The organism is Diaphorobacter sp. MNS-0, from assembly GCF_019602835.1.
Classification (GTDB): Bacteria; Pseudomonadota; Gammaproteobacteria; order Burkholderiales; family Burkholderiaceae_C; genus Diaphorobacter; species Diaphorobacter nitroreducens.
In genome coordinates, this window is sequence record NZ_CP080761.1 from 1,381,863 (window position 1) to 1,405,099 (window position 23,237).

23 protein-coding genes and 5 pseudogenes are annotated in these 23,237 nt (G+C 66.1%); 1 reads left to right on the plus strand and 27 read right to left on the minus strand.

Translation table 11 applies throughout. The features are described from left to right. The 4 genes and pseudogenes from K2L43_RS06655 to merT all read right to left on the minus strand — a co-directional run. A pseudogene (locus K2L43_RS06655) lies at positions 1 to 1,007 on the minus strand (Tn3 family transposase); the annotation flags it as partial. A 9-nt stretch (positions 1,008 to 1,016) separates the two neighbouring features. Further along, positions 1,017 to 2,705 carry a mercury(II) reductase gene (gene merA, locus K2L43_RS06660; protein WP_003098932.1) on the minus strand — a complete coding sequence of 563 codons (1,689 nt, stop codon included), beginning with the start codon at positions 2,703 to 2,705 and terminating at the stop codon, positions 1,017 to 1,019. Between the two features lie 10 nt (positions 2,706 to 2,715). After that, positions 2,716 to 3,003 carry a mercury resistance system periplasmic binding protein MerP gene (merP, locus tag K2L43_RS06665; RefSeq protein ID WP_003116826.1) on the minus strand — a complete coding sequence of 96 codons (288 nt, stop codon included), beginning with the start codon at positions 3,001 to 3,003 and terminating at the stop codon, positions 2,716 to 2,718. A 12-nt stretch (positions 3,004 to 3,015) separates the two neighbouring features. Beyond that, positions 3,016 to 3,366: a mercuric ion transporter MerT gene (merT, locus tag K2L43_RS06670; protein WP_011804695.1), complete on the minus strand. Its 351-nt coding sequence runs from the start codon at positions 3,364 to 3,366 to the stop codon at positions 3,016 to 3,018. Positions 3,367 to 3,437: 71 nt separating this feature from the next. Between merT and merR the strand changes: the two genes are divergently transcribed. After that, a complete protein-coding gene (merR, locus tag K2L43_RS06675; protein WP_003098939.1) occupies positions 3,438 to 3,845 on the plus strand; it encodes an Hg(II)-responsive transcriptional regulator in 408 nt (135 codons plus the stop codon). A 261-nt stretch (positions 3,846 to 4,106) separates the two neighbouring features. Here the strand turns inward: merR and K2L43_RS06680 are convergent, their stop codons facing one another. From K2L43_RS06680 to K2L43_RS06790, 23 genes and pseudogenes are all read right to left on the minus strand, one after another. Next, positions 4,107 to 4,931, minus strand: coding sequence for a hypothetical protein (locus tag K2L43_RS06680; protein WP_003098941.1), 825 nt, complete (start codon positions 4,929 to 4,931; stop codon positions 4,107 to 4,109). Between the two features lie 288 nt (positions 4,932 to 5,219). Continuing rightward, positions 5,220 to 5,498, minus strand: a complete 279-nt coding sequence (locus K2L43_RS06685) for a hypothetical protein (RefSeq protein WP_003116828.1) — start codon at positions 5,496 to 5,498, stop codon at positions 5,220 to 5,222. 97 nt (positions 5,499 to 5,595) lie between these two features. After that, positions 5,596 to 6,333 (minus strand): hypothetical protein, encoded by a 738-nt coding sequence (locus K2L43_RS06690; protein WP_011804696.1) that lies wholly within the window; start codon positions 6,331 to 6,333, stop codon positions 5,596 to 5,598. An 83-nt stretch (positions 6,334 to 6,416) separates the two neighbouring features. Continuing rightward, positions 6,417 to 7,103, minus strand: a complete 687-nt coding sequence (locus K2L43_RS06695) for a hypothetical protein (RefSeq protein ID WP_003116830.1) — start codon at positions 7,101 to 7,103, stop codon at positions 6,417 to 6,419. A gap of 182 nt (positions 7,104 to 7,285) precedes the next feature. After that, the gene (locus tag K2L43_RS06700) at positions 7,286 to 7,678 is read right to left on the minus strand and encodes a hypothetical protein (RefSeq protein WP_003050375.1); all 393 of its coding nucleotides are present in this window, start codon (positions 7,676 to 7,678) and stop codon (positions 7,286 to 7,288) included. Between the two features lie 21 nt (positions 7,679 to 7,699). Next, on the minus strand, positions 7,700 to 7,921 hold the full coding sequence (locus K2L43_RS06705; RefSeq protein ID WP_003120032.1) for a hypothetical protein: 222 nt from the start codon (positions 7,919 to 7,921) through the stop codon (positions 7,700 to 7,702). Between the two features lie 333 nt (positions 7,922 to 8,254). Beyond that, a complete protein-coding gene (locus K2L43_RS06710; RefSeq protein WP_220638726.1) occupies positions 8,255 to 8,812 on the minus strand; it encodes a hypothetical protein in 558 nt (185 codons plus the stop codon). Between the two features lie 243 nt (positions 8,813 to 9,055). Next, a complete protein-coding gene (locus K2L43_RS06715) occupies positions 9,056 to 10,666 on the minus strand; it encodes a DNA cytosine methyltransferase (protein WP_038204406.1) in 1,611 nt (536 codons plus the stop codon). A gap of 530 nt (positions 10,667 to 11,196) precedes the next feature. Continuing rightward, positions 11,197 to 13,218: a DNA topoisomerase III gene (locus tag K2L43_RS06720; RefSeq protein WP_220638727.1), complete on the minus strand. Its 2,022-nt coding sequence runs from the start codon at positions 13,216 to 13,218 to the stop codon at positions 11,197 to 11,199. Positions 13,219 to 13,494: 276 nt separating this feature from the next. Continuing rightward, a complete protein-coding gene (locus tag K2L43_RS06725; protein ID WP_003120036.1) occupies positions 13,495 to 13,947 on the minus strand; it encodes a single-stranded DNA-binding protein in 453 nt (150 codons plus the stop codon). Positions 13,948 to 14,020: 73 nt separating this feature from the next. Next, positions 14,021 to 14,455, minus strand: a pseudogene (locus K2L43_RS06730) (DUF3158 family protein); the annotation flags it as partial. A gap of 31 nt (positions 14,456 to 14,486) precedes the next feature. Beyond that, entirely contained in the window at positions 14,487 to 14,615 is a 129-nt protein-coding gene (locus K2L43_RS19035) for a hypothetical protein (RefSeq protein ID WP_255352815.1), read from the minus strand. Beyond that, positions 14,612 to 15,574 carry an IS5 family transposase gene (locus K2L43_RS06735; protein ID WP_011806097.1) on the minus strand — a complete coding sequence of 321 codons (963 nt, stop codon included), beginning with the start codon at positions 15,572 to 15,574 and terminating at the stop codon, positions 14,612 to 14,614. Before K2L43_RS06735 ends, K2L43_RS19035 begins: the two co-directional genes overlap by 4 nt. 64 nt (positions 15,575 to 15,638) lie before the next feature. After that, positions 15,639 to 15,737 (minus strand): annotated as a pseudogene (locus K2L43_RS06740) (integrase); the annotation flags it as partial. After that, positions 15,734 to 16,060, minus strand: a pseudogene (locus K2L43_RS06745) (AcaB family transcriptional regulator); the annotation flags it as partial. The pseudogenes K2L43_RS06745 and K2L43_RS06740, both read right to left, overlap by 4 nt. 150 nt (positions 16,061 to 16,210) lie before the next feature. Beyond that, positions 16,211 to 17,299, minus strand: coding sequence for an IS5-like element ISDisp1 family transposase (locus K2L43_RS06755; RefSeq protein WP_011803559.1), 1,089 nt, complete (start codon positions 17,297 to 17,299; stop codon positions 16,211 to 16,213). Positions 17,300 to 17,382: 83 nt separating this feature from the next. Then, positions 17,383 to 17,853 (minus strand): annotated as a pseudogene (locus tag K2L43_RS06760) (PFL_4669 family integrating conjugative element protein); the annotation flags it as partial. A 430-nt stretch (positions 17,854 to 18,283) separates the two neighbouring features. After that, entirely contained in the window at positions 18,284 to 19,516 is a 1,233-nt protein-coding gene (locus K2L43_RS06765) for an STY4528 family pathogenicity island replication protein (RefSeq protein ID WP_023113902.1), read from the minus strand. Positions 19,517 to 19,519: 3 nt separating this feature from the next. Next, positions 19,520 to 20,080, minus strand: coding sequence for a DUF2857 domain-containing protein (locus K2L43_RS06770; RefSeq protein ID WP_003090097.1), 561 nt, complete (start codon positions 20,078 to 20,080; stop codon positions 19,520 to 19,522). A 14-nt stretch (positions 20,081 to 20,094) separates the two neighbouring features. Next, positions 20,095 to 21,774 (minus strand): ParB family protein, encoded by a 1,680-nt coding sequence (locus tag K2L43_RS06775; protein WP_023108429.1) that lies wholly within the window; start codon positions 21,772 to 21,774, stop codon positions 20,095 to 20,097. After that, positions 21,767 to 22,036 carry a hypothetical protein gene (locus K2L43_RS06780; protein WP_003050422.1) on the minus strand — a complete coding sequence of 90 codons (270 nt, stop codon included), beginning with the start codon at positions 22,034 to 22,036 and terminating at the stop codon, positions 21,767 to 21,769. The genes K2L43_RS06775 and K2L43_RS06780 overlap by 8 nt, the downstream gene beginning before the upstream one ends. Further along, the gene (locus K2L43_RS06785) at positions 22,020 to 22,895 is read right to left on the minus strand and encodes a ParA family protein (protein WP_003090095.1); all 876 of its coding nucleotides are present in this window, start codon (positions 22,893 to 22,895) and stop codon (positions 22,020 to 22,022) included. The genes K2L43_RS06780 and K2L43_RS06785 overlap by 17 nt, the downstream gene beginning before the upstream one ends. A gap of 42 nt (positions 22,896 to 22,937) precedes the next feature. Then, the gene (locus tag K2L43_RS06790) at positions 22,938 to 23,150 is read right to left on the minus strand and encodes an AlpA family transcriptional regulator (RefSeq protein ID WP_003090093.1); all 213 of its coding nucleotides are present in this window, start codon (positions 23,148 to 23,150) and stop codon (positions 22,938 to 22,940) included. Between the last annotated feature and the right edge of the window lie 87 nt (positions 23,151 to 23,237).

Genomic DNA, 23,237 nt, shown 5'->3' on the forward strand with positions numbered 1-23,237 from the left:
CTAAGCCGGTTGCAGCGGTCGTAGCGGCCTGAACTTGCCCGCGCCGATCTTGGCGCTGCTGCGCCAGAGGTAATCGCCGGTCAGGTTGATGTGCTCCCAGCCCAGCGGCGACAGGTACTGCAACAGGGCGTCATCGACAGTCTGGCCGTGACCGCGTAAGGCGTTTGAGGCCCGTTCCAGATAGACCGTGTTCCACAACACTATGGCCGCCGTCACCAGGTTGAGGCCGCTGGCCCGGTAGCGCTGCTGCTCGAAACTGCGGTCGCGGATTTCGCCCAGCCGGTTGAAGAACACGGCGCGGGCTAGCGCGTTGCGGGCTTCGCCCTTGTTCAGTCCGGCATGCACGCGGCGGCGCAGCTCGACGCTTTGCAGCCAGTCCAGGATGAACAGCGTTCGCTCGATGCGGCCCAGCTCGCGCAGCGCCACGGCCAGGCCGTTCTGGCGCGGGTAGCTGCCGAGTTTCCTGAGCATCAGCGAGGCCGTCACCGTGCCCTGCTTGATCGAGGTGGCCAGCCGCACCTTGGCGTTGATCGCCTTGCCGGACGCCTGGAACTGCTGCTGATGCTTGTGCTTGGCAGCGTTGAACAGCTTGCCCAGGATGCGGTCGTGCAGGTCGATGATTTCGTCGGTGACGGTGGCCATGCCCTCGATGGCGAGCGCACCAGGGTCGCGTAGCGGCGCTGTGCCTCGAACTTGGCCAGATCGGCGGGCGTCATCTGGCCGCCTTCGCGGGCGATCTTGAGCAGGCGGTTCTGGTGCACCGACCGCTCGATGCCGGAAGGCAGGTCGAGCGCCTGCCAGGCTTTGAGGCGCTCGATGTGTTCGAGTATGTGGCGCGAGTTCGGCTTGACGGGCGACTGGCGCAGCCAGGCCAGCCAGGTCGTCTTGCCGTTGTCGTGGCGCTTGAGCAGATCGTCGAGGCGGTGCCGGTGGGTGGCCGACAGGGGATCGGACAAGGCCGCGTAGATGCGGCGGTTGGCGCGGCTGTAGGCGTTCATCGAACACCTCCCTTTTCCTCATCCGGCGCAACAGGACAGTTGCTTCACGTCCTTGTTGAAGGTCTGCGCCGCGAGCTTCAGTCCCTCGACCATGGTCAGGTAGGGGAACAACTGGTCGGCCAGCTCCTGCACGGTCATCCGGTGGCGGATCGCCAGCGCGGCCGTCTGGATCAGTTCGCCCGCTTCCGGCGCGACCGCCTGTACGCCGATCAGCCGCCCTGAGCCAGCTTCCGCCACCAGCTTGATGAAGCCGCGCGTGTCGAAGTTGGCGAGCGCCCTCGGCACGTTGTCGAGCGTCAGCAGCCGGCTGTCGGTCTCGATGCCGTCGTGGTGCGCTTCCGCCTCGCTGTAGCCCACGGTCGCCACCTGCGGATCGGTGAACACCACCGCCGGCATCGCCGTCAGGTCCAGCGCCGCGTCGCCGCCGGTCATGTTGATCGCGGCGCGCGTGCCGGCCGCCGCCGCCACATAGACGAACTGCGGCTGGTCGGTGCAGTCGCCGGCAGCAAAGATGTGCGGTGCGCTCGTGCGCATGGCGCGGTCGATGACGATGGCTCCCTGCGCATTGACTTCGACGCCTGCCGCTTCAAGGTTCAGGCTGCGCGTGTTCGGCGCGCGACCGGTGGCGACCAGCAGCTTGTCGGCGCGCACTTCCCCCTGCCCGGTGGTGAGCACGAATTCCCCGCCCGCATAGGCAACGTGGCTCGCCTGGGTGTGGTCCAGCACCTCGATGCCCTCGGCGCGGAAGGCGTCTGTTACGGCTTCCCCGATGGCCGGGTCTTCTCGGAAGAACAGCGTGCTGCGCGCCAGGATCGTGACCTGGCTGCCCAGCCGGGCGAAGGCTTGCGCCAACTCGACCGCCACCACGGAGGAACCAATCACGGCCAGCCGCTCGGGGAGCGAGCTGCTTTCCAGCGCCTCGGTGGAGGTCCAGTGGGGTGTGTCCGCAAGGCCCGGGATTGGCGGAAGCGCCGGGCTCGCGCCGGTGGCAATCAGGCAGCGGTCGAAGTTCACCTCGTGCGTGCCGCCGTCAGCGGTCGCCACGGTCAGCGTGCGCGTGTCCCTGAACCGGGCCTCGCCGCGCAGCACGGTGATGGCCGGAGTGCTTGCCAGGATGCCTTCGTACTTGGCATGGCGCAGCTCCTCGACGCGGCCTTGTTGCTGGGCCAGCAGCCGCTCGCGCAGTACAGCGGGCGCTGCGGCCGGCAGGCCAGCATCGAACGGGCTTTCGCGGCGCAGGTGGACGATGTGCGCGGCGCGGATCATGATCTTGGACGGCACGCAGCCGACATTGACGCAGGTGCCGCCGATGGTGCCGCGCTCGATCAGCGTGACGCGGGCGCCTTGCTCCACGGCCTTCAAGGCAGCCGCCATCGCCGCGCCGCCGCTGCCTATCACAGCCACGTGCAGCGCTTGTTCACCGCCAACATGCTTCGTTTCGCCACCGAGCCAGCCCAGCGCCTTGTCTAGCAGGCCGGCAGGCTTGTTCGGCGTGTCGGTAAGCCGTGCGCGATAGCCGAGCGTGGCCACTGCGGCAACCAGCGGGGCCACGCTCACGCCTGCATCCGCCTCGATTTCGGCCTGCCGCTGCGGATAGGACACCGAGGCCGCGCGCACGCCGGGCACGTTCGTCAAAGCCTGCTGGACGTGCTCGGCGCACGACGTGCAGGTCATGCCTTCGATGTGGAGGGTGATCGCCTCGGCCATGATTACGCCCTCACTGCTTGACGCTGGACGGGTAACCCGCGTTTGCGGTGGCCTTGGTCAAGGCGTCGGCATTGGTCTTGGCCTCGTCGAAGGTGACGACGGCCTCCCGCTTCTCGAAGCTGACTTCGGCCTTCTCGACGCCGGCGACCTTGGACAGAGCCGTCTTGACCGTGATCGGGCACGCGGCGCAGGTCATGCCGGGCACCGACAGGGTGACGGTCTTGGTGGCAGCCCAGGCGGGCGCGCTTAGAGCGGCGGCCAGGGCGATGAGGGTGGTGAGGGTGGTGAGTTTCTTCATGGTGATCTCCTTTCAGTAGAACAGCGGCAGGACGTAGGGAAACGCGAGGGCAACCAGAACCAGGGCGGCCACGATCCAGAAGATCACCTTGTAGGCAGTCCGCACTTGGGGCACAGCGCAAACGTCGCCGGGCTTGCAGGCATGGGCTGGTCGGAAGATGCTGCGCCAGGCGAAGAACAGCGCGATGAGCGCTGCGCCGATGAAGATCGGCCGATACGGCTCCAGCACGGTCAGGTTGCCGATCCACGCGCCAGAGAAGCCGAGCGCGACCAGGACAAGGGGGCCGAGGCAGCAGGCCGAGGCGAGGACGGCCGCGACGCCGCCGGTCGCCAGTGCGCCGCGGCCGTTCTTGGGTTCCGACATAAGGTTCTCCTTCCGGGACTTCGCTTGATGCTGTAACGTTACTTCCGTAGTCAACTACGGAGTCAAGCGCCATGGAGAACGCTCAAGAGAATCTGACCATCGGGGCCTTCGCCAAGGCAGCCCGGGTCAACGTGGAGACGATCCGCTTCTATCAGCTCAAGGGCTTGCTACCCCAGCCGGAGCGGCCCTACGGTCGCATCCGCCGCTACGGGCAGGCGGACGTGGCGCGGGTGAAGTTCGTGAAGTCAGCCCAGCGCCTGGGATTCAGCCTGGATGAAGTCGGCCAGCTCCTGAAACTGGAGGACGGCACCCATTGCAGCGAGGCGGCCGAACTGGCTGCTCACCGGCTGGCCGATGTGCGCGCACGCATGGCGGACCTCACGCGGATGGAAGAGGCCCTGTCGACGCTAGTGAGAGAGTGCAACGCGCACCATGGCAATGTTTCCTGCCCGTTGATCGCAGCTTTGCATTGCTGCTAAAGGGCCCACTTCGGCTCTTAGCGTACGATTTTTTTCCGTTTTCTGAGACGACCCCTGATTGGCGATGGCTTCGGTCAGCACGGGGCGCAGGTCAGCGCCTTTGAATCGCAGTGACATGGATGAAATCTCCTGTGTGGAAGAATGAGAAAGGCCTCCATCCGATGGGATGAAGGGCCTGTAGTGCACGCGGCCGGAACGGCTGGAACGCCGTGGCGGATGCCTCGGGTCAGCCGCAGGACCGCCTGGTTTCGCTGCGGGGCGTCATGCCGGGACGGCCTGGCGCTTGCGGGCCGCTTTCGCGTCGAGGATGCTCACGTCGATCTGGCGCCAGCGCCCGTCGTCGATGAGCCTCTCCAGCACTTCGCCGAGCATGTCGAAATACACCTCGTCGTGCCGATCGACCAGTTCGACCGATTCACCGTTCTGACGGTGCAGTTCCACCACGTAGGTGTCTCCGCCGCGGTCGTAGAGGATCGTCACCCGGCCCTCGAACTTCGCGGTCGAGACCGTGAAGCTGATCGCCGGCGGGGTCTCGATGATCTTGGAGGGCGTGGGATCGACCCAGGTGAAGTCGCGGGCACCGGCATCCACCAGCATGTGGGTGATGCGCCGGAAGCGATCGGGGGCCGGCATCTCCTCCAACTGCTCGATGAGCTGGCCCAACTCCATGCACTGCGGCGTGGGAATGGGCAGCTTGGCCGGCGCCGAGCCGAGGATGTGCCTCGTGATGGTGTACGGCGTGCCGTCCGAAGTCTCCTCGGTGATGACCTCCGGCGTGTCCGCGCGCAGTCCGTCGAAGCGACGACGCGCATAGGGTTGGACATGCACCTTGGCGCCTTCGGCAGGAACCGTGGTCACCAGGCTGGGATCGAGCACCGCGAACTCGGAAGGCTTGAGCTTGACGACGATGGCATCGTCGGTCGCGGCGACCACCTTGCCGTCGAAGGGTTGGGGGTCGATGGCGAAGCCCAGCGTTGAGGACAGCGGCTGATCATCGAACACGCGGTACTTGAACGACCGCACGTTGCGGGGCACATGGCCTGCGACCAGCGAAGGCATCATGGATTTGATGAGGGAACGATCCATGGGGAAACTCCTTGAGGAAAAACAAGGGATTCCCCGCCCGCAAGGGAGAGGTCCCTTGTGGGTGGCGTGGATGGACGCGGTAGGTCCGTAGGAAGAAACGACCAGCACGGTTTCCCGCGCTTGCAGCCTCGAAGGTCTCGACTGCCTGGGCATGTGCCGGCAACGCCGACGAACATGGGGCAAGCATGGCCCTGGGGCGGTCTGCCTGCCCGCAGGAAACGGCACCGCACCACAACCGTTTTCCTGTGCTGCGGGCAAGAAAAAGCCCCTCGAAAGGGGCTGGAGGAATCAGGCTTGGTACACGAAGTAGTGCTCGCGCTGACGCGGAAAGAACACGTGTTTCCACGTGTCGCCGCTTGTGTTGCCACCGTCGAAGACGACCATTTCGTAGTCGTCCACGTCGGTGTCCACCAGGTCGGCGCTGGCGATATGGCGCATGTGCAGCGTGCCGCTCATGCGCTCGAATACCAGGATCTGGCCGATGGCATCTTCCTGGCTCATGGCGTTGACGCAGGCTCCGAGTTGGTGCTCGAAGTCGGATGCGGGTGTGATGAGGTCGGGGAACATGGGATCGCTCCTGTGAAAGTGCGCCGGCCCGGCTCTCTGGCGGGAGACCGGGCCGGCATGCGGTGAGGACAAGGAAGGCCGGGGATGTGTGTGGCGGCTATTCGCCGGCCAGCGATAGGCCCGGCAACACGGGTGCGTCGGCATCGAGGATGAGGATGCGCACGTCGGCCTGGCCGGCCAGTTCAAGGATCTGTGCCAGCTCGACCGGCATGCCCTTGCTGCGGTGCTCCTGCCGAAGCTGCTCGGCGGCGATCCCCTCGACGTCCTGCAGGTGCTGGTCCGTCCAGGGCGTGGAGATCAGCTTGACGCCGATCGCCGGGCTGTAGGGAATCCGGAACGCGATGAACAAAAAGGCCTCCGGCGTCGCGAGGTCAGCCAGGTTGGCCAGGTACTGGCCGGTTTCGCGGCTGATGTGCGCGCTGCTGATTTCCCAGCACCGGCTGTAGTAGCCGGTCTCGAAGCTCAACCGCTGCACGACTTCCCGTGCGGCCTCGGCCGAATAGGTGTCGCCAATGTGGACGGGGCGGCCGTCGAAGTCGTCGCCGTGGATCGCGTACACCACGGCACCCACCATGCCTTCGCCGCTGCCCCCTTCAGCCGCGTCGCATTCGGCGATCAGTGCGGCGCCGACAGGTTCGGTGCCAGTCCTGACCACCGCGAAGTCGCTGGTGATGATGCAAGGAGAAGAAACCAGCGCCGCGTCGCAGAGGTGCTGCTGGCTCGGGTGGATGTTTCGCCAGAAATGCGGGCTTCCGTCCTCGTAGCTGATGGACAGCGTGCGGACGATTTTCAGATTCCAGTAGCCGCGTAGAAAGGGATTGGGATTCTGGGACATGGGATTTCTCCAACAGAATAATGATGGAGCAAATCCCCGCCACCGGGAATTGACCCCGGTGGGTGGAAAGAAAGGAAACAGCGTCAGGTGACGCTGATCGTTGGCGTTTGGGCCAATCGCTCGGCGACGCGCCGGCGCAAATTCATGCGGAATGGCTCGTCGCTGACGCCCGCCAGCAGATTGATGGTCTCCAGCGCGATCAGGGCCGAAGCCTCTTCGATGTCGGCGGCCACAATGGTCTTGCGCAATTGGTCGCCGAGCTGGAGGGCCTGGGAGGAGGAGCTGATGAAGCGGACCTCGCGGCTCAGGTAGCAGCCGTTGCCGCCGAACTCGAACAGCCGCGGCTTGCTGCAGTACCAGCAGCCCTCGAACTGGATGGCGGTCAGGTGGTGCCCGTCATCGAACCGGGTGGCGATCAGAAACAATGCGTCGAGATCGGCGGTGTCCTCGAACGAATGACGGTCGATCAAGTTCCCCAGCTCTTCGTCCTCATCGGCACGGAAGTGCACGGCGAGCAGTTCGAGCAGCGGCGGGATCGACAGCCCTTCGTCGTCCGGCATCGGAATACCGAGTTGCGTGGCCAGGTCTTCCAGGCCATCGAGCACGTCCGGCCATTGCGGATTGGTGGTCTCGGCGATCTGGGCGATGTAGGCCTGCCCGTTGCCGGGGTGGCTCTCGTCCAGCGCGAAGGCGCCGAACAGCGCCTGGATGACGGGCGTCACACGGTCGAGCACGAGAACGCCGGTGGCTTCGTAGTAGTTGTTGGCCATGAAGGCTCCTTTCGATGAATGAACGGAGCCAGCCCTTGCGGACGATGGCATCCGCAGGGGAAACCGCCTGATGCCGGATGGCGCTGGGCGGGGAGAAAACGCGAGGGACATGGCCTCGAACGAGGCGCATGTCCCTCATGGGGTCCCGTGAACGCAGTGATGAAGGTGTGCCAGGGACCGGCTCACCAACCGCTGTAGTTCAGCAGCAGGTCGGCGATCACCTGGCGACGTGGCAGATCGAGGCCGTCGAAGTCCGACAACCCGTTGAAGTGGCAGCGCTTGAGCATGGCACCGCCCTCGCGCGCGTTGTAGAAGCTGACCATCGCGGACAGGAACATGCGTTCCCCGCTGCTCAGGACGCCGAGGGCGTCGTTGAGGCGCAGCATGTCGGGACGCAGATCCCACTTGCTCTTGGCCTGGTTCAGACCTTCACGGGTGCCATCGCCAAACCATTGCGGGCCGGCGATCTCGACACCACGCTTCCATGCCTCGAAAAAGGCTTGGGGCGCGGCGCTGAAATGCCGTTCTTCCCGAACGATCTGATCGACGACTTCCTGTGGCAGTAGCTGGTTCATGACGTGATTCCTCCAGTTGGATCAGGGAATGGCGAGCTGGGACCAGCCGCCTCTTTCGAGGGCACGTTGAGCCGCGGCATGGCTGCGGAAGTACTCACGAGATTCCCGCGAGACGGGACCTTCGGTATCGCGCGTGCCGATGTAGTGGCCGGCGGCGCTGTGCAGGACTTCGAGCGGCAGGAACTTGCCGCAGTAGGTCAAGGCCAATTGACCGAATCGGCCGAAAGAGGCTTGCTGGGACATGGATGGGCTCCTTGGAAAAGCGGGGCCCTGTCCCTCACGGGATGGCAGCTCCCGCACGCGGTTGAAAAAAAGCATCAGCGTCTTGGGGACGCGCGTCCGCGCAATGGATGCGATGCGGACTGGTGGGTTGCGCGGAGAGAACCCCGCGGCAGCCTGAAACCCTGGCTGCTGGCATGTGCTGACGAATCAGCGAACATGCGGACAGCTTCGTGAGGGTGCCGCGCCACGTCAGTTGGAAATCGGCATCTGGTCCAGCCCCGATTGATGTGCGCAGGGACAAAGAAAAGCCCCGCAACGAGTGCGGGGCGGTCATGACGGTGCGGTGAGGCTGGATCAGCGGGGCTTGTCGCCCAGGACATGCTGCTTCCAGATGGCGAATGCCTCGTCCGCTGGCAGCTCGGCCAGGATGACGATGGGCTGGTCCTGTCGGCTGCGCAGCTTTGCGAAATATGCCGCGCGTTCGGCAATGGCCTTGAGCTTGATGCCCTTGAGGAACAGCAGCCGGCCGTCCTTGATGAACAGCACCTTGTTGCCGATGTCGCGGTTGAACGCGGTGCGCAGCTTGCGCTCTGCGTGCATGGCATCGGCCAACTGGTCCACGAGGAAGTCGAGCGTCATGTCGATGAGAAGTGGCTCGTCGTCCTCGCGCTCGACGTCGAGCGATGCCGGCGGCAGGCTCTTGGCTAATTCCTCGGCTTGGGCCAGCAGCGCGGCCTGGCCTTGCAACGCGCGCACGAACGTCGAGCCGCCGTGTCCGTCATTGCGGGCTTCGGCGATGGGCCTGCCGTCGAACATGACGGTGGCGGTGAAGCACAGCGTTTCCTCGCTCGCGAAATCCGCGACCTTGAGGTTCTTGAGCGTGATGCGGTCTTGTCGGGTGATGGTGTCCATGGAAAGTCCTGATATCGACCGGGTTGACGACACGCCCCTGACGGGACGCGGCATACATCCCGTGGGTTGGAGGAAGGTGGCATCGATGCCCGGTGGGCAGCGTTCGCCGGAGAGATGCCGGGGCGAACTGGCGGGTGGCGTGGGAGGAACCCACGGCAGCCTTGACACCCTGGCTGCTGGCTGTTGCCGATGCGTCGGCAATGCAGGAGAGAGGATCACGCGGCCCGCCGGCCGCGTCGTGCATCAATCCGAAGCGCTCGATCCCGTCTTGTGCAGGCACTGCACCAGCCGCTGGCCCAGCCACGCGACGCACGGCACGGCCATGGAGTTGCCGATCGCCTTGTAGCGCGGCGCGTCGGCGGAGGGCCTGCCGCGGTACGGCACCAGCGTGTAGTCGTCGGGCATGCCTTGAAGCCGCTCGCATTCGACCGGCATCAGCCGACGCACCCGCCACTGCGACCAGTCGCCCGGACCGGGGTTATTCCAGTCGTAGCGGAAATGTGCCTCGAAGTCCGGTGCCAGCACATGGGGCTTGTCGGCACCGCCGCTGCTGGTGCGCAGCGCGGTCGAGACGCCATCGCCCAGTTCAGCGGCCAGGCCTTCGGTGCGACCGCGCAGCGCCACGCCGATCACCATCGGCCGGCCTTGGCCCGGCTTGCCGCCACCCGTGGAGAGCGTCCCGGCAAGCTGGCCGTGGCCGGATTCCAGCCGCAGCTCGCCGCGCGAGTTCTGCGCGAACGCGATGGCCGGCACCACGCCGGCGTTCGCGTGGCTGAGGCGATGTCTGCCGGCACGCAGCGTCGGTGCATGGTTCGTCGTCGCATCCGCCCCGCAGCCCTGTGCGGTGAAGGCAATGATCGGCACACCCTTGCCGGTGCCGTCCTCGCTGCAGCCCTTGCCGCCGTTGGCGGTGCTGAGCGTGTGGCTGATGCTGCCCGCGATGGACTGCGCCACGAAGGTCTCGACCTCGAAGTCGTTCTTCGGGCCGGGCGCCGCGGTCAGGCAGGCCGCGACGTCGATGGGTCCTGCGGTGTTGCCCCCGCCGAATCCGAACGTCACCGTGGCCTTGCCGTAGGGCTGCTTCAGTCCTGCATATCCCGAGTACCAGCCTGCTGCCGCAGCGCCCGATCCAGCAGCGCCGGCAGCGTCTTGCCACGGCGCGAAGCCCGGCGAAGAATCCCCGCGCAGGCCTGGGCGCTCAAAAAGTACCTCGGCGGGATCGACGCCACCTCCACCACTTGCCACAAGAAACACGCGACGGCGCCGTTGGGCGACGCCGAAATATTGAGCATCGAGCAAGCGCCAGGCGATGCGGCGCCGGGGTCCAGACACACAACCTGCGTGCGCCCATTTTTGCCCTGGCGGTTCGAGCGCACGGCTTTCGCCGGCCAGTGCGCCCAGGAAGTGTCCGAAGGCGTTGCTGCAGTCGCTGAGGACGCCGGGGACGTTTTCCCAGACGAGCGTTGCCGGCGGGCGGCGGTCTTGGCGGCGGGTTTGGTCGATGGCATTTGCAAGCTCCACATAGGCAAGGGTCAGGGCGCCGCGCGGGTCAGCCAGGCCACGGCGGGCGCCGGCCACGCTGAACGACTGGCACGGCGTGCCGCCGACCAGGAGGTCTGGCGCGGGCACGGTGCCGGCGCGGACCTGGCGGGCGATCGTGGTCATGTCGCCCAGGTTGGGCACGAGGGGGTTACGGTGGGCGAGCACGGCGCTCGGGAACGGCTCGATCTCGGCGAACCACGCGGCTTCGAGGCCGAGCGGTTGCCAAGCGAGGCTCACGGCCTCGATGCCGCTGCAGACGCTGCCGTAGAGCAGCGGCGTGTTGCGTGGCGGTGCGCAAAGTTTCGGGTGCATGTCGGTCTCCTGTTCGTATGGCGCAGGGCCATCGCCCTGGCCGGGGCGTTGAAAGGCAGGAGAAAGGCGCCGAAGGCCCCAGGGGCCTTCGGCTCGGGAGGAAAGAAGAACCACCCGTGGGCTGATTGGCAGGCCCGGTCGTCGCTAGAACCGTCTGCTCATCCAGCAATCACACCCGGCCCATGTCGTGGCTGGGGCCGGCATCGTCTGGCGCACATCCGCGCACAAAGGGAGCCCGTTTTTGCGCCGGCGGGCACCGGCACCGAATACCGCTGACCACGAAGGGTCTCCGGGTGGCTCGCACAGGCAAGCCATCGGGGGACCCTTCGCAGCGTGCGGAAGAGATGCGGACGGGGAGAACGCGCGGGGTGCGGTTCGCGGAGAAGCTACCTTCAGGTCCCGCGGCCGGGGGCGGCTGAACGGGACGCGCACACGGACAAGAAGGCGTTGCGCGCTGGGCGTCCCGCAGGGCATGCGGAACACGGGCCACGCCGCCGATGGCGGGCACGGCTCACGGGGAACGGGGTCGGTCAGGAGCCTTTGCGGCCGCTCTTGCGTGGGCGCGAGGCACCACGCTTGGACGTGCCGGTTTCGACCGGCAGCGTGCCTTTGCAGTCGGGATAGCGACTGCACGACCAGAACGGGCCGCTCTTGCCGGTGCGTTGGCGCGTGGGCGCGCCACACTGCGGACAAGCCGGTCCTTGGGGCACCTTGATGGACAGGGACGTGCTGCCGTACTGCGCGATCAACTGCGAAATCCATGCAGCCTGCTTGCCGATGAACACATCCAGGGTGAGTTGTCCGGCCTCGATCATGTCCAGCGCCTGTTCCCAGACGGCGGTGGTGCCGGGGTCGGCAATCGCCGCGGGCACGGCGTCTATCAGCGTGAGCGCCGCATCCGATGCGCGGATGGAGCGTCCCTTCTTCACGATGTAGCCGCGGGCGATCAGCCCGCTGATGATGTTGGCCCGGGTCGCCTCGGTGCCGATGCCCGTCGTGTCCTTGAGCTTCTGCTTCAGGCGCGGGTCGGTCACGAAACGCGCAACGCCCTTCATCGCCTTGACCAGTTCGCCCTGGGTATAGGGCTTGGGCGGCATCGTCTTGAGGGCCTTGATGTCGGCCCCGGCGACCTGACATGCCATCCCGTCGCGCAATGCGGGCAGCACCTGGCTGCGCGGGGCATCGCCGTCCTCGTCGGCGCTGCCTTCACGTTCTGGCTCGGCCAGCACCAGGAGCCAGCCCTTGACGACGACCTGCTTGCCCGTGGCCACCAGCTTCTGCTGGCCGCAGGAGAGGTCCGCCACGGTGCGGTCGAACTCGTGGTGCGGGAGGAACTGGGCCAGGTAATGCGCCCGGATCAGCCGGTACACCGCCTGCTCCTTCTCGCTCATGGCGGAGAGGTTCGCGGGTTCGAGCGTCGGGATGATGCCGTGGTGCGCCGTCACCTTGCTGTCGTTCCAGGCGCGCGAGCGCTGGGCGCGGTCGAGCTGGCCCATGATCGGGGCCAGCGTGGGATCGGTCTTGAGCAGGCTGTCCAGGACCGTGGGCACCTCGGCGAACATGCTTTCGGGCAGGTAGCCCGAATCCGAGCGCGGGTACGTCGTGGCCTTGTGCGTCTCGTACAGAGCCTGGGCGATCTCCAAGGTTTCCTGCACGTCCAGCCCAAGCTGCTTGGAACAGACTTCCTGCAAGGTGCCCAGGTCGAACAGCAGCGGCGGGCCTTCGCGCACGCGCTCGGTCTCGACCGACACCACCTGGGCACTGCCCGCGGCGCGGATCTGTTGCGCGGCCTGCTGTGCGACGGGCTGCTGCAGGCAGCGGCCGGCGTCGTCGGTGCTGGCGTCGGGTGCCACCCACTGCGCGGTGAACGTCTGACCGCCTGCGGACAGGGACACGTCGATGGCCCAGTACGGCACGGACACGAAGGCCGCGATCTCTCGGTCGCGGTCCACCACGAGTTTGAGCGTCGGGGTCTGTACACGCCCGACCGACAGCACGCCGTCGTAGCCGGCCTGCCGCCCGAGCACGGTGAACAGCCGGCTGAGGTTCATGCCGACGAGCCAGTCGGCGCGCGAGCGCGCCAGCGCCGAGTAATACATCGGCAGCGTCTCGGCCGAGGGCCGCAGCTTGGCGAGCGCGGTGCGGATGGACGCATCGTTGAGCGCCGACAGCCACAGGCGTGCTATGGGGCCGCGGTATCCGCACAGGTCGATGATCTCGCGGGCGATCAGTTCACCCTCGCGGTCGGCATCGGTGGCAATGACGAGATGGGTCGCCTTCGCCAGAAGCGTTTTTACGACCTTGAATTGCGTGGCGGTCTGCGGTTTGACCTCGACCCGCCACTGCTGAGGGATGATGGGCAACTGCTCCAACGACCAGCGCTTGAGCGCCGCTTCATAGACCTCGGGTGCTGCCGCTTCGACGAGATGGCCGATGCACCAGGTGACCGTGACGCCGGAGCCGTTGAGGCAGCCTTCACCGCGCTGCGTGGCGCCGAGAATCCGGCCGATGTCTTTGCCCTGGGAGGGCTTCTCGCACAGAAACAGCCGCATGTCCGTCCATCCGCTTCCCGTTGTTCATGGAGTTGCTGGGATCGAGGATGCCGAGCGCCTGTTGGGGCAGCAGCAAACAAGCTGCATGCGGCAGCGACCGCTTTCACGAGATGGGATGGCTGAGGCGGGGATGGCGTGCGGCCGGCGATGTGCGAGTCGGGAGCCGCGATGTTCGGGAGCGCGTGGAAGCCGGTGGACGCTGGTGGCGCTGTCCCCTGGGGATAGCTCGCGAGGACATGGGGGGCGGCAACGTACTGCGGCCGCCCCCCCGTCGGATCACTTCCTGCGCTTGGGCTCCTTCGGCGCAGCCGGTTCCTGGGCGGCCTGGGGCTTGGGCTGCGCGTCCTGTGCGGTCTCCTGCGATTTGGGGCTCAGGACGACGGACTCGATGCGGAACGGCAGGATGCCGACGCTGCGCGCGTTGATCTGCCAAGTCTCACGTGGCTGATCCTCGTTGTCGGTCCAGGGTTCGCGCTCCATGCGGCCGACGACCAGCACGCGCATGCCCTTCTGGTAGAGGTCCTTCCAGTGCGCGGCGTCGCGGTGCCAGATTTCCACCGGCGCCCAGAAGCCGCCGCGATCCTCATAGTCGCCGCCCTTGGTGGGAACGGGGTTGTCGAAATACACGTTCAGCCGCAACAAGCGCCGCGGTTCGTCGTTGCCGTTGGGGAACTCCCGGTACTCGGGGGGCGAGCCGATGTTGCCTTCGCCCGAAAAATGCGTGCTCATGGTGCAATCTCCTTGGTGGTTGAAATACCCGTGCCATGTCGGCGTCGGGCGCGTGCTGGGGTGCCCGACGCGATCACCGATCGCGCACTCCGGGGGGTATGGACGCGAGCCGGCGCAGGTAGGCGTCTTCCGCCTCGGCGGCCTTGCTGGCGCACTCCTGCGCCTGCCTGCCCAGGGTGTGCAACAGGCTGATCTGCATGTTCAGCGTGATGCGCTGCAGCTCGATCGCGTGCAGGTCGGCCAGCAGGTTGACCGGCGTGCTGGTGCTCGCCATCAGCTCCTGCCACAGGGCCACGCCCATGGCCGAGCGGTCGTGCCTGCGCCAGCGCAGGAACGTCGTTCCCGCGCCAGTGGTCTGCTGGGCCAGTTCCACGGGCAGCAGGTGGAAGGGATGCCCACTGGCCTGTTGCAGCACTTGTCGCTGCGCCAAGCCGATCAACTCGTCGCGCATGGCGAAGCACTGGCCGGCCCAGGCCTCCAAGTCCCCTTTACCTTTAAAAGGCTTTAAGGATGCCCTGAATAACTCGAATGCGTAAGTGCTACAAGGTCACCGGTTTCAGATAGTGCGATGGATGGCGTTTAGCCTGGGTCTTCGCACCACTTTCCACGCCCTTGCGGGCCATCTGCACCGCCTTTGCGGCCATTTGCCTGATTTCAGGGGCACTCATCCCTGCGCCTCCAGCAATTGATGGCGCACCATCCAAAGATTGGACAGCGCAAACAGCGTCTTGAGCTGCAACGTGTTCTTCTTCAATCCCCGGTAGCGCACCTTGGTGTATCCAAACTGTCGTTTGATCACCCTGAAGGGATGCTCCACCTTGGCACGGATGCTCGCCTTGATCTTCTCCACTTGGTCTATCAGCGCGTCAACGGGGTTGTTCTCTTTGTCCAGCGCTCTGCGTTTGCCTGGGCGCATCGCGATGTGCCACCGCACTGCCTCCTTGGCATCCGGGCGCTTGTCGATACCTTGGTAGCCCGCATCACCAAACCCGTCTGTCTCCTGCCCGTGCAGCAAGCTGTTGCCCTCTACAACGTCGGCCACGTTACCCGAGGTGCCTATGACGGTATGCACGAGTCCCGAGTCCGCATCCACGCCGATATGGGCCTTCATGCCAAAGTGCCATTCGTTGCCCTTTTGGCTCGAATGCATCTCTGGATCGCGCTTTCTGTCCTTGTTCTTGGTAGAGCTAGGCGCTGCGATCAGTGTGGCATCGACCGCAGTGCCTGCCTTGAGCAGCAAGCCCTGGGCTGCCAGAAGCTCGTTGACAGTGGCCAGAATCTGCTCGGCCAGCTTGTGTTTCTCCAGCCGATGACGAAACCTCAGGATGGTGCTCTCGTCAGGCACCCTCCCATGGGCATCAAGACTTGCAAACTCCCGGTAGATCGGGGTGTCAAAGAAGGCCTCTTCCATCGCCAGATCTGACAGGGTGAACCACTGCTGCATGCAGTGGATGCGCAGCATGGTCTCCAGGGCAAAGGGTGGGCGGCCGTTCTTGCCTTCGGGGTAATAGGGCGCAATGAGTTCGACCAGAGCAGCCCAGGGAACCACCAAATCCATCTGGATCAGCAGTTCTTGCTTGCGGGTCTTTTTGGTGCTCAGTTTCAGGTCAAGGCTGCTTTGCTTCATGGGCGGGGAGGATGCCATGACTTCCTGGCTTCTAGCAGACTGCGTTCGGGGTTTTGCAGGATTTCCTTAAAAGGCCTTTTAGAGAGGCCGCGTGTTCCAGGCGCATGAAGGCTCCCGGTTGCAGGCCCCGGAAGTAGCGGGTCGGCTGGTTCAGATCGCTCATGCGGATTCGTCCTCGCCGGCAGTGGCTGCGTTTTCGGACGGGTCGGCAGCAGCGGCCGCATCACCATCGACGCTGGTAGCGGCTGCGGCAGGACTCTCACCGCGCTGTTGCAGACCACGGCGCACGATGGGTGGCGCAAATTTCGAGCGGCGCGTGCATTCGAGCACGTCCTGCGGCAACTCGCCGAACTTCTCCAGCGCGGCCCGCGCTGCCGCATTCTTCGCCGCGAAATCGTCGCGGGTGCAGCCCGAATAGCGATACTGCTGGGCCAGCGAGAACAGGCTGCGCAGCGCGTGCGCGCCCTCGTTGAGCCAGCGCTCTAACAGGCCGTTGAAAAAGTGCTTTTCGAACGCATCAGGGACGCTGAGTGCGAAGACACGAGCTGCCCAGACGCGTCTGCGCAGCGATTGCAACGGCCCATCTGGCCGGTTTGCAGGCCCTCCCGCCCATTTCGGGCGCACGTATCCCTGGGCTCACGCATGATGCGCGTCCCACCAGCCGCCGATGCTGCCCATTCGCACAAGGTTGTAGGTGGCAAAGCACAGCAGCGCCTGGCCCGTGAGCTTGGCCTGACCGATCAGCTTGGTCTTTGCCAGACCACCGACGGTCTTGATCCAGCCAAAGGCCTCTTCGATGCGCTTGCGCACCTTCAGGCTGGTCTTGTAGCCCTCGTGCCGTGTCACTCGCGCATCCACCGCCGAGTGTTTGTCCTTGGCCGCCACGTGGGGCGTGACTTTGAGCTTTCTGCAGCCTTTGATGAAGGCCTTGCTGTCGTAGCCCTTGTCGGCACCGACCGTGGCCCGTTTGTTCCTGTTGCCCCGACGCTCCAACATGGCCAGCGCCGCCTCGCGCTCGGCCGTGCCGCTGGCGTGGGTGATCTCGACATCCACGATCAGCCCGTTGCGGTTCTCCATGAGGATGTGCCCCATGTGGCACAGGCGGGATTTGTCGCCCTGGCTCTTCTTGAACAGCCGGGCATCGGCGTCCGTGGTGCTCTCGTGGGTGTCGTTGCAGCGCTCCTGCCCCTTGAAGTCCACCTCGGGGTTGCGCCCAGGCGGCGTGCCGCTGTCGTCGTCTTTGCGCTTGAAGCTCTTGTGCGAGGCCCAGGCGTCAATGAGCGTGCCGTCCACGCTGAAGTGCTCGTCGCTGGCGAGCTTGCCCCACTGGGCACTGAGCTTGACGCGCTCGAAGAAGGCGCGGGCGAGGTCTTCGTTGAACAGACGTTCGCGGTTGGCGCTGAAAGTGGAGTGGTCCCAGACCTTGTCTTCGATGTTCAGGCCCACGAACCAGCGGTACAGCAGGTTGTAGTTGATCGCTTCGACCAACTGGCGCTCGCTGCGGATGGAGAACAGGATCTGCAGCAGCAAGGCCTTGAGCAGCATCTCCGGTGGCACCGATGGGCGGCCACGGCGGGCGTACACCGCTTCGAACTCGCGGTTCATGGTTGCCAGCAGCGCATCAACCACCGCGCGCAACTTGCGCAGCGGGTGTGCCTGCGGCACGCGCTCTTCAAGGCTGATGTAGCTGAACATCGCCCCCTGGAAATCTTGACTGCCTCTCATCGTCCTCGTCTGGGTCGTTCACCGATGGCTTCAGATCGTAGCGGCCAACGCGGGCGTCGGCGGGGGATTTTTCAACGGCCTGCTAAGGTGCTGCGGTCGATCAGCGCGGTGTGGTGGGCGAGGATCAGCTTGCGCGCGATGTCGTCGTAGTCGGCCAGGAGATAGACAGCGGCAAAGCCCAACTGCGCATTGACGAACAGCGGCAGCTTGACGGGCTGCACGTTGAGGTTCTCGCCCAGGGTCAACGCGGCGGGCACGCCGGCCAGGGCCTGGTCCACCTGTTCGCGCAGCGTCTGCAGCGTGGTCTTGGTCTGGTCGAGCTTGTCCTCGATGCGCAGCATCCACCAGTCGCTGTACGGGTCGTCCTGCTCCGAGCCGCGCTTCATTTTGTTCATGACGGCGATGTAGCCGTTCAGGCCGACGATGCCCGGTCGCCCCTCGGCGGCGGCGCGGCCATGCCAGATGCGCGAGGCGTGGTGGGTGTGCAGCGTCAGCGACATTGCGCTGCGCAGGGAGCCGAGGTTGAGTTGCAATGGTTCGTTGCTGGTTGCCATGGTGATCGCTCGCTGGTGGACAGGGAGCCGCCAGCATCCGCATGCGGCGGAAGGCAGTCAGTCAACAAACCGAAATGAGCCGGCCCCCGGTTCTGTGCGCGCTGGCGGCGCAGCGCGCAACGGTCCCCTGGGGACCGCTCCGCAGATGGGCATTCACGTTGGCGCTCCGGGCCTCGGTCGTCGACGGGTTGCGTGCTGCACCGCACGTCGCGCTGTCGTTCGACACCATCCTTCGCAGCACGGCCGTCCCCAGGGGACCGTTCCGCTGAGCGCCATGGAGGTTTGCTTCATGGCCTTGCCAGGCGCTTTGCCCAGGTTTCGCGCAGCAGGTCGCGCCGTCACCCGGCGCTTCACCGCACAGCCGTCCCCAGGGGACCGTTTCTGCCGACCGCCATGGAGATCTACTTCACGGCTTTGACGAGCCCTGTGCTCAGGTCTTGCGCAGCAGGTCGCGCAGGCGCTCGATGTGCTGCCGGGCCACCTCGGGCGGCACGACGTTGCGCGGCGGCTCGGATGGTGGCGCTCGCGCCGCCGATGGTGTTGGCGGTGCCGGGCCGGTCTGCTTGGCCCACGCATTGAACTCGCCGCGCATGGCGCGCTGGATGATGCCGAACAGATATCCGGCGGGGTTGCGGATGCCATGCTTGCCGCACCGTGCGGCCCATTCGTCCAGCACGGCCTGCCCCAGGGCAGCGTCCACCTGCTGCAACGCCATCCTGGCTCCGGCCTGCTGTTCCGCCTTCAGTTCCGCGAAGCGCTTGGGCCATTGCAGGTCGCCCAGCGCACGCGCCTGCGCGGTAGTACGTACTTCATTAATACGACTACTACGTACTGTACGGTCCTGCTTCGGATTCCGAAGAGCGCCGTCTGGCGCGGGTTTCGGCCCTGCTTCGGATTCCGAAGAGGGGCGTTCGCCATTCCGAAGAAGGCTCGCGGGCCCTTCTTCGGAATCGTGGATCGCATCCTCCTGTGGATAACTTTGAGTGGCGGTGATGCCCTGGTCGGCCAGGCGCTCGGCGAGCACTTGCAGCCGCGACGGCAAGGTGCGTCCGGACAACATCGGGTCGTCCGCGATCTCCTGGAGGGTGTTGAGTCCCACCACCTGAACGGCCTTGGCCGAATGCCCCAGCGACTGGCTGACCAGGGCCAGGTAGTCGGCGTCGAGCTGCATGGCCTCGAACGGTGTCAGGGGTTCGTCATGCAGGACGTAGAGGTTTCCGAGGATGCGGCCGGTCTTGGGGTCGCGCCGTCGTCGCACGAGGCTCAGCCAGCGCGTCAGGCGCAGCAGCGTCAGCGCCCGCGCGACGGTCTCGTGGGAGGCTTGTCCCGCGCAGGGCATGGACGCCAGCCAGGGGCGCAACTGCTCATAGGTCGGGAACGCCGTGACGCCGTCGTCGTTGAGCATCAGCCGGAACACCTGCCAGGCGTTGCGCTCCAGCGGTGTCAGGCGGCGGTCGAGGAACAGCCGCCGCGGCACGCTCTCGTGCCGATTGCCACTGAACAGGAAGGCGTCGCCGGACGCGGCAGGCGTGGGCACTGCCATGGGCGCTGGCGCGCTGGGATGTGGCTTGGGCGTGAGGTCCTTCAGCGCAGCGTCGAACAGGTCGGCGAGTGCGACGGGGCCTTGACGCGGGGCTCGTGGGGCGGTGTCGTCCACGGCCATGGCCTAGCCCAATCCCTGATCGACCCAGTTCCTGATCGCGGCCCAGACCACCGAGAGCGGCAGTGACATACCCTCGGCCAGGTCCATGGCCGCATCGAGAATCGAGGTCTCGTCCTCCAGATCGACGTTCCTGCTGCTGGTCACGGCTTTCCATTGCCGCCACAGTTCGGTGTCCTGGGTCTCGTCCAGGACGGGGTGGCGCCCCTTGCGCTTGGGCAGGCCGAGGATCTCCCGCCGCAGGGCGACTTCCTGATGGGTCAGGCCATAGAAGCGGCTGACCATCTCCGTGCTGGCCCCCAGCCGCAGCATGCGATCGACCGTGGCGATTTCCTTCTCCACGTCCTGTGCCTGGTTGAGCAGGCGCTGCAGCACTTCGCGGTTGACCGTGACCGAGCACCACGAGACGCTGGCGTTGGCCAGCACGCTGATCAGCGCGGGGTGCTTGAGCGCATCCAGCTCGGCCTCGCCGAAGCCCATGGCCTTGCAGCGGCGCAGTTGGCCGTTGCGAAGGTCATACAGCGCCTGGGCGATCACGGCCTGGTTGAGCGGATGCGATGTGGACATGCGACCTCCCTCGCTCACGTCCCGGGCGCCGTGGTGCCGGCTTCCAGGTCCAGCAGACGCCGGGCCAAGCGCAGCAGCCGAAAGAGCTTGACCAACGCGGTGTCGCTCAAGCGCCTTGCGCCGCTGCCATGGCCTTGGCTCTGGCCGTGCAACAGGGTCGGCAGGTCGGCGGCGAGCTGCGCGCCGTCCAGGCCCGCTTCGGCGACGGGCTGACCCGTCAGCGAAGTGAGGAGCGTCAGCACCGCGCGGCCGAGCGGCGACGGGGCTTGGCCGCGGGCGCGGCACGCAAACCCGATGCCATCGGCGCGATCCTCGATGTACTCGTCCAGGCCTGCCTCCCCGGCGATCTCGCGCGCGAACTGCGCGATGTGGATGCGCAGCCGATCGGGCGTGTCCAGGCCGGCGTCGATGTACCAGACATCGGAGATCGGATAGAGTCCGCCGGCTTGCACCGGGATGGACTGCAACACGCTCGCCGAGAAGTCGGGCGGCAGCGCATCGCCCAACTGGTCGGCGACCATGCGCTGGATCGACTGCAGCCGTTCGGTCGTCGGTGCCGGCGAGACGATGTGCTCACGAAGCAGATCGCTCGGTGCAGCCGCCGGGCTTCCCGTGGCCGCTTCGCCAGCCGCCGTGTCGTCGTGGCGCAAGGTGGGCTCGGACGCCGGAGGGCTGGCGGGTGGAGGACCGGCCGCCGCTGCAGGCGTGGCGATGGACGATGCTGCGCCCGGCGGAGTCGGCGTGCCGGCGGTGGGCGAAGGCAACGCCGGCTGCGCCGCAGGTGGCGTCGGGTCACTGACCAGCGCCCGGTGGCGGCTTTCCGATTCGGTCAGGTCCAGCGCCAGCACGTCGTAGCCGATGCCCAGCAGCTCGGACATCTGGCCGATCAGCTCGTCTTGCACGCGCTGCGGCGCGAACTCGTCGCCCTGCGTGTCGAACTGCGCCAGCACCTCCTGAAAAAAGCTGTCGAAGTCCAGCGGCAGCGAGCGGTCCTTGGCGTAGTGCTCCCAGGTGCGTTTGCAGGCCGTGCGCATGACCGACAGCCGCTCGACCTGGTGGCGCCCAAGGCCGCCATAAAGCACGGTGGGGATGGCGGGCAGCAGGTAGCGCACCGCGTCGGCCATGCGGGTGATGTGCGACCGCTGGACGGGGAAGCCATCGGCCGCCAGGCGGCGGGCCAGTTCCGACTGGCTCAGGGCGGCGCCGCTCTCCTGCTCGTAGAACTCCCGTGCTTTCTCGACGCCGAGCGCGCGCTCGATGAACGTGAGGCCGCCGCGCAGTTCGTTCTCGGCAAGATGCCCGGTCAGCGCGACGATTTCACCGCGCTCCGGCCATGGTCGGAACAGACACGATATGCGGAAGAAGCGTTCTTCCTTGGTCTCCGACCAGAGTTCGCGCAGGATCGCCAGCCGCGTGTTGCCGCCGTTGCGGATGATGTAGTGGTCCCCGCCGGGCCGGCGCGTGATAGCCGGCGCCGCGTCCAGGCCGCGCTCGCGGATGGACGCCTTGATTTCCTCGTAAGCCGGGTTGCGCTTCATGCGCGGGTCATGGTCGTAGGGCCGCAACTGGTCCAGCGTCACGACCATGGGCGTGTCCGCGATCGGGTCGCTCAAGGCCGTAGCCGCTGGGCCGCTGCGCTCGAAGCCGGCCGCGAGCAGCTTGCCTGCCATGTCCTGCGAGGTCATGTCAGCCATGGCCGCACCCCTCGCAGTCCCCACGACCGCCGGCCGGCGCCATGCGGGCCTCTCGCTCGGCGCGGCGGATCTGCGCACGGGCGTTCAATTCGGCCCGGTGGTCACTCGCTGTCGAACTCGTGTAGATCGCCGCGCAGCCGGCCTTGGTGAACTTGAGGTGCCCGCCCGGCGTGCGCTTGACGTGCCAGCCCTCACCGACCGCGAACTCGATCAGGGCGCGCAGCCGCTTGTGGCCGCGGGCCAGCTCATGTGCGTTCGCCATGGGGCCTCCCAGGATCAAGAGGTCGCTGCGGGCGGCCGGATACTTGAGCCAGTCGGTCCTGCCATTGCGGGAACAACTCGCTGGCGAGCGCGCGCATCGTGTCGAGCGCGGCAGGGGCGACTCTGCCGGGCGGCTGGCGGTGCTCGACCCGATGCACCGGCAGGCCGCGCGTTGCGGCACGTGGATACGCTTCTATGGCCGGCACGTCGGTGGCGAGCACGCGGATGCCGGCGCTGTCCTGGAACAGGTCGCGCAGGGCCTGCTGGATCAGCCGTGCGTTGGCGGACACCGGGTGGACGCGGTTGATGAGCAAGTGCAGCGGCGGCGGTTCGATACCCAGGTGCCGGTACGGCGCAATGTCTTCGAGCAACTGCATGGTGCCGCGCCGCAGCTCGCGTGCCGCGAGGATTTCCGGCGTGACGGGCGACAGCGCGAGATCGGAGGCGAGCACCGCCATCTCCAGCAGCACGGAACGCGCGCCCTGGGTGTCGATCAGCACCAGGTCGTAGAGGGGAGCAAGTGCTGGCAGCAGATGCCGCAACCGCAGGCGGCCATCCGGCGCATGCAGCAACAACGTGTTCAGCTCGCCCCGGTGGTCGTTGGACAGCACCAGGTCCAGGCCCGCGATGATCGTGCGGGACACGAGCTGGCCAAGGTCGCGCTCGTTGAAGGCCAACAGCTCATAGATGCCGCCCGGCGCGCGCTGGGTCAGTTCGTAGTAGGAGGACAAGGTGGGCTGCACGTCGAGATCGAGCAGCAGCACGCGCAGGCCCGCGTCCGCGGCGAGCCCGCCCAGGTTGGCGGCCGTCGTGGTCTTGCCGACGCCGCCCTTCGTTGAAATGATGGACACGACCTGCATGGCGCTCTCCGGCTGGGAATGGGAAGTCCGCGGGAGAGCGGCTCAGGTCCGGTGGTTGAGGCGCTCGGCGATCCACTGGTCGATTTCGATCGAATCCCAGCCGACAGCGCGCACGCCCAGGCGCAGCGCCTGAGGGAACTGGCGCTTCTTCATCAGGTTGTAGATGTGGGCGCGTTTGAAGCCGGACTTCGCTTCGACTTCATCGAGCCGCAGGATGCGGCGCTCGTTCGGAGGGAGTACAGGGGTCTGCGACATGGCGGTCACTCCTGAACGCTCGGTGGCGTTTGTTGGCGTGACCTCTATTCAATAGACCTGGCTGCGGAAAGACATTGCAAATGCAAT

Coding starts and splice junctions, on each gene's coding strand:
- K2L43_RS06770 (WP_003090097.1), bottom strand. CDS start 20,080: ATGTCCACATCGCATCCGCTCAACCAGGCCGTGATCGCCCAGGCGCTG.
- K2L43_RS06775 (WP_023108429.1), bottom strand. CDS start 21,774: ATGGCTGACATGACCTCGCAGGACATGGCAGGCAAGCTGCTCGCGGCC.
- K2L43_RS06735 (WP_011806097.1), bottom strand. CDS start 15,574: ATGAAGCAAAGCAGCCTTGACCTGAAACTGAGCACCAAAAAGACCCGC.
- merA (WP_003098932.1), bottom strand. CDS start 2,705: ATGGCCGAGGCGATCACCCTCCACATCGAAGGCATGACCTGCACGTCG.
- merP (WP_003116826.1), bottom strand. CDS start 3,003: ATGAAGAAACTCACCACCCTCACCACCCTCATCGCCCTGGCCGCCGCT.
- merT (WP_011804695.1), bottom strand. CDS start 3,366: ATGTCGGAACCCAAGAACGGCCGCGGCGCACTGGCGACCGGCGGCGTC.
- K2L43_RS06725 (WP_003120036.1), bottom strand. CDS start 13,947: ATGAGCACGCATTTTTCGGGCGAAGGCAACATCGGCTCGCCCCCCGAG.
- K2L43_RS06680 (WP_003098941.1), bottom strand. CDS start 4,931: ATGGATCGTTCCCTCATCAAATCCATGATGCCTTCGCTGGTCGCAGGC.
- K2L43_RS06785 (WP_003090095.1), bottom strand. CDS start 22,895: ATGCAGGTCGTGTCCATCATTTCAACGAAGGGCGGCGTCGGCAAGACC.
- K2L43_RS06695 (WP_003116830.1), bottom strand. CDS start 7,103: ATGGCCAACAACTACTACGAAGCCACCGGCGTTCTCGTGCTCGACCGT.
- K2L43_RS06690 (WP_011804696.1), bottom strand. CDS start 6,333: ATGTCCCAGAATCCCAATCCCTTTCTACGCGGCTACTGGAATCTGAAA.
- K2L43_RS06705 (WP_003120032.1), bottom strand. CDS start 7,921: ATGTCCCAGCAAGCCTCTTTCGGCCGATTCGGTCAATTGGCCTTGACC.
- K2L43_RS06700 (WP_003050375.1), bottom strand. CDS start 7,678: ATGAACCAGCTACTGCCACAGGAAGTCGTCGATCAGATCGTTCGGGAA.
- K2L43_RS06720 (WP_220638727.1), bottom strand. CDS start 13,218: ATGCGGCTGTTTCTGTGCGAGAAGCCCTCCCAGGGCAAAGACATCGGC.
- K2L43_RS06780 (WP_003050422.1), bottom strand. CDS start 22,036: ATGGCGAACGCACATGAGCTGGCCCGCGGCCACAAGCGGCTGCGCGCC.
- K2L43_RS06755 (WP_011803559.1), bottom strand. CDS start 17,299: ATGAGAGGCAGTCAAGATTTCCAGGGGGCGATGTTCAGCTACATCAGC.
- K2L43_RS06765 (WP_023113902.1), bottom strand. CDS start 19,516: ATGGCCGTGGACGACACCGCCCCACGAGCCCCGCGTCAAGGCCCCGTC.
- K2L43_RS19035 (WP_255352815.1), bottom strand. CDS start 14,615: ATGAGTGCCCCTGAAATCAGGCAAATGGCCGCAAAGGCGGTGCAGATG.
- K2L43_RS06685 (WP_003116828.1), bottom strand. CDS start 5,498: ATGTTCCCCGACCTCATCACACCCGCATCCGACTTCGAGCACCAACTC.
- K2L43_RS06715 (WP_038204406.1), bottom strand. CDS start 10,666: ATGCACCCGAAACTTTGCGCACCGCCACGCAACACGCCGCTGCTCTAC.
- merR (WP_003098939.1), top strand. CDS start 3,438: ATGGAGAACGCTCAAGAGAATCTGACCATCGGGGCCTTCGCCAAGGCA.
- K2L43_RS06790 (WP_003090093.1), bottom strand. CDS start 23,150: ATGTCGCAGACCCCTGTACTCCCTCCGAACGAGCGCCGCATCCTGCGG.
- K2L43_RS06710 (WP_220638726.1), bottom strand. CDS start 8,812: ATGGACACCATCACCCGACAAGACCGCATCACGCTCAAGAACCTCAAG.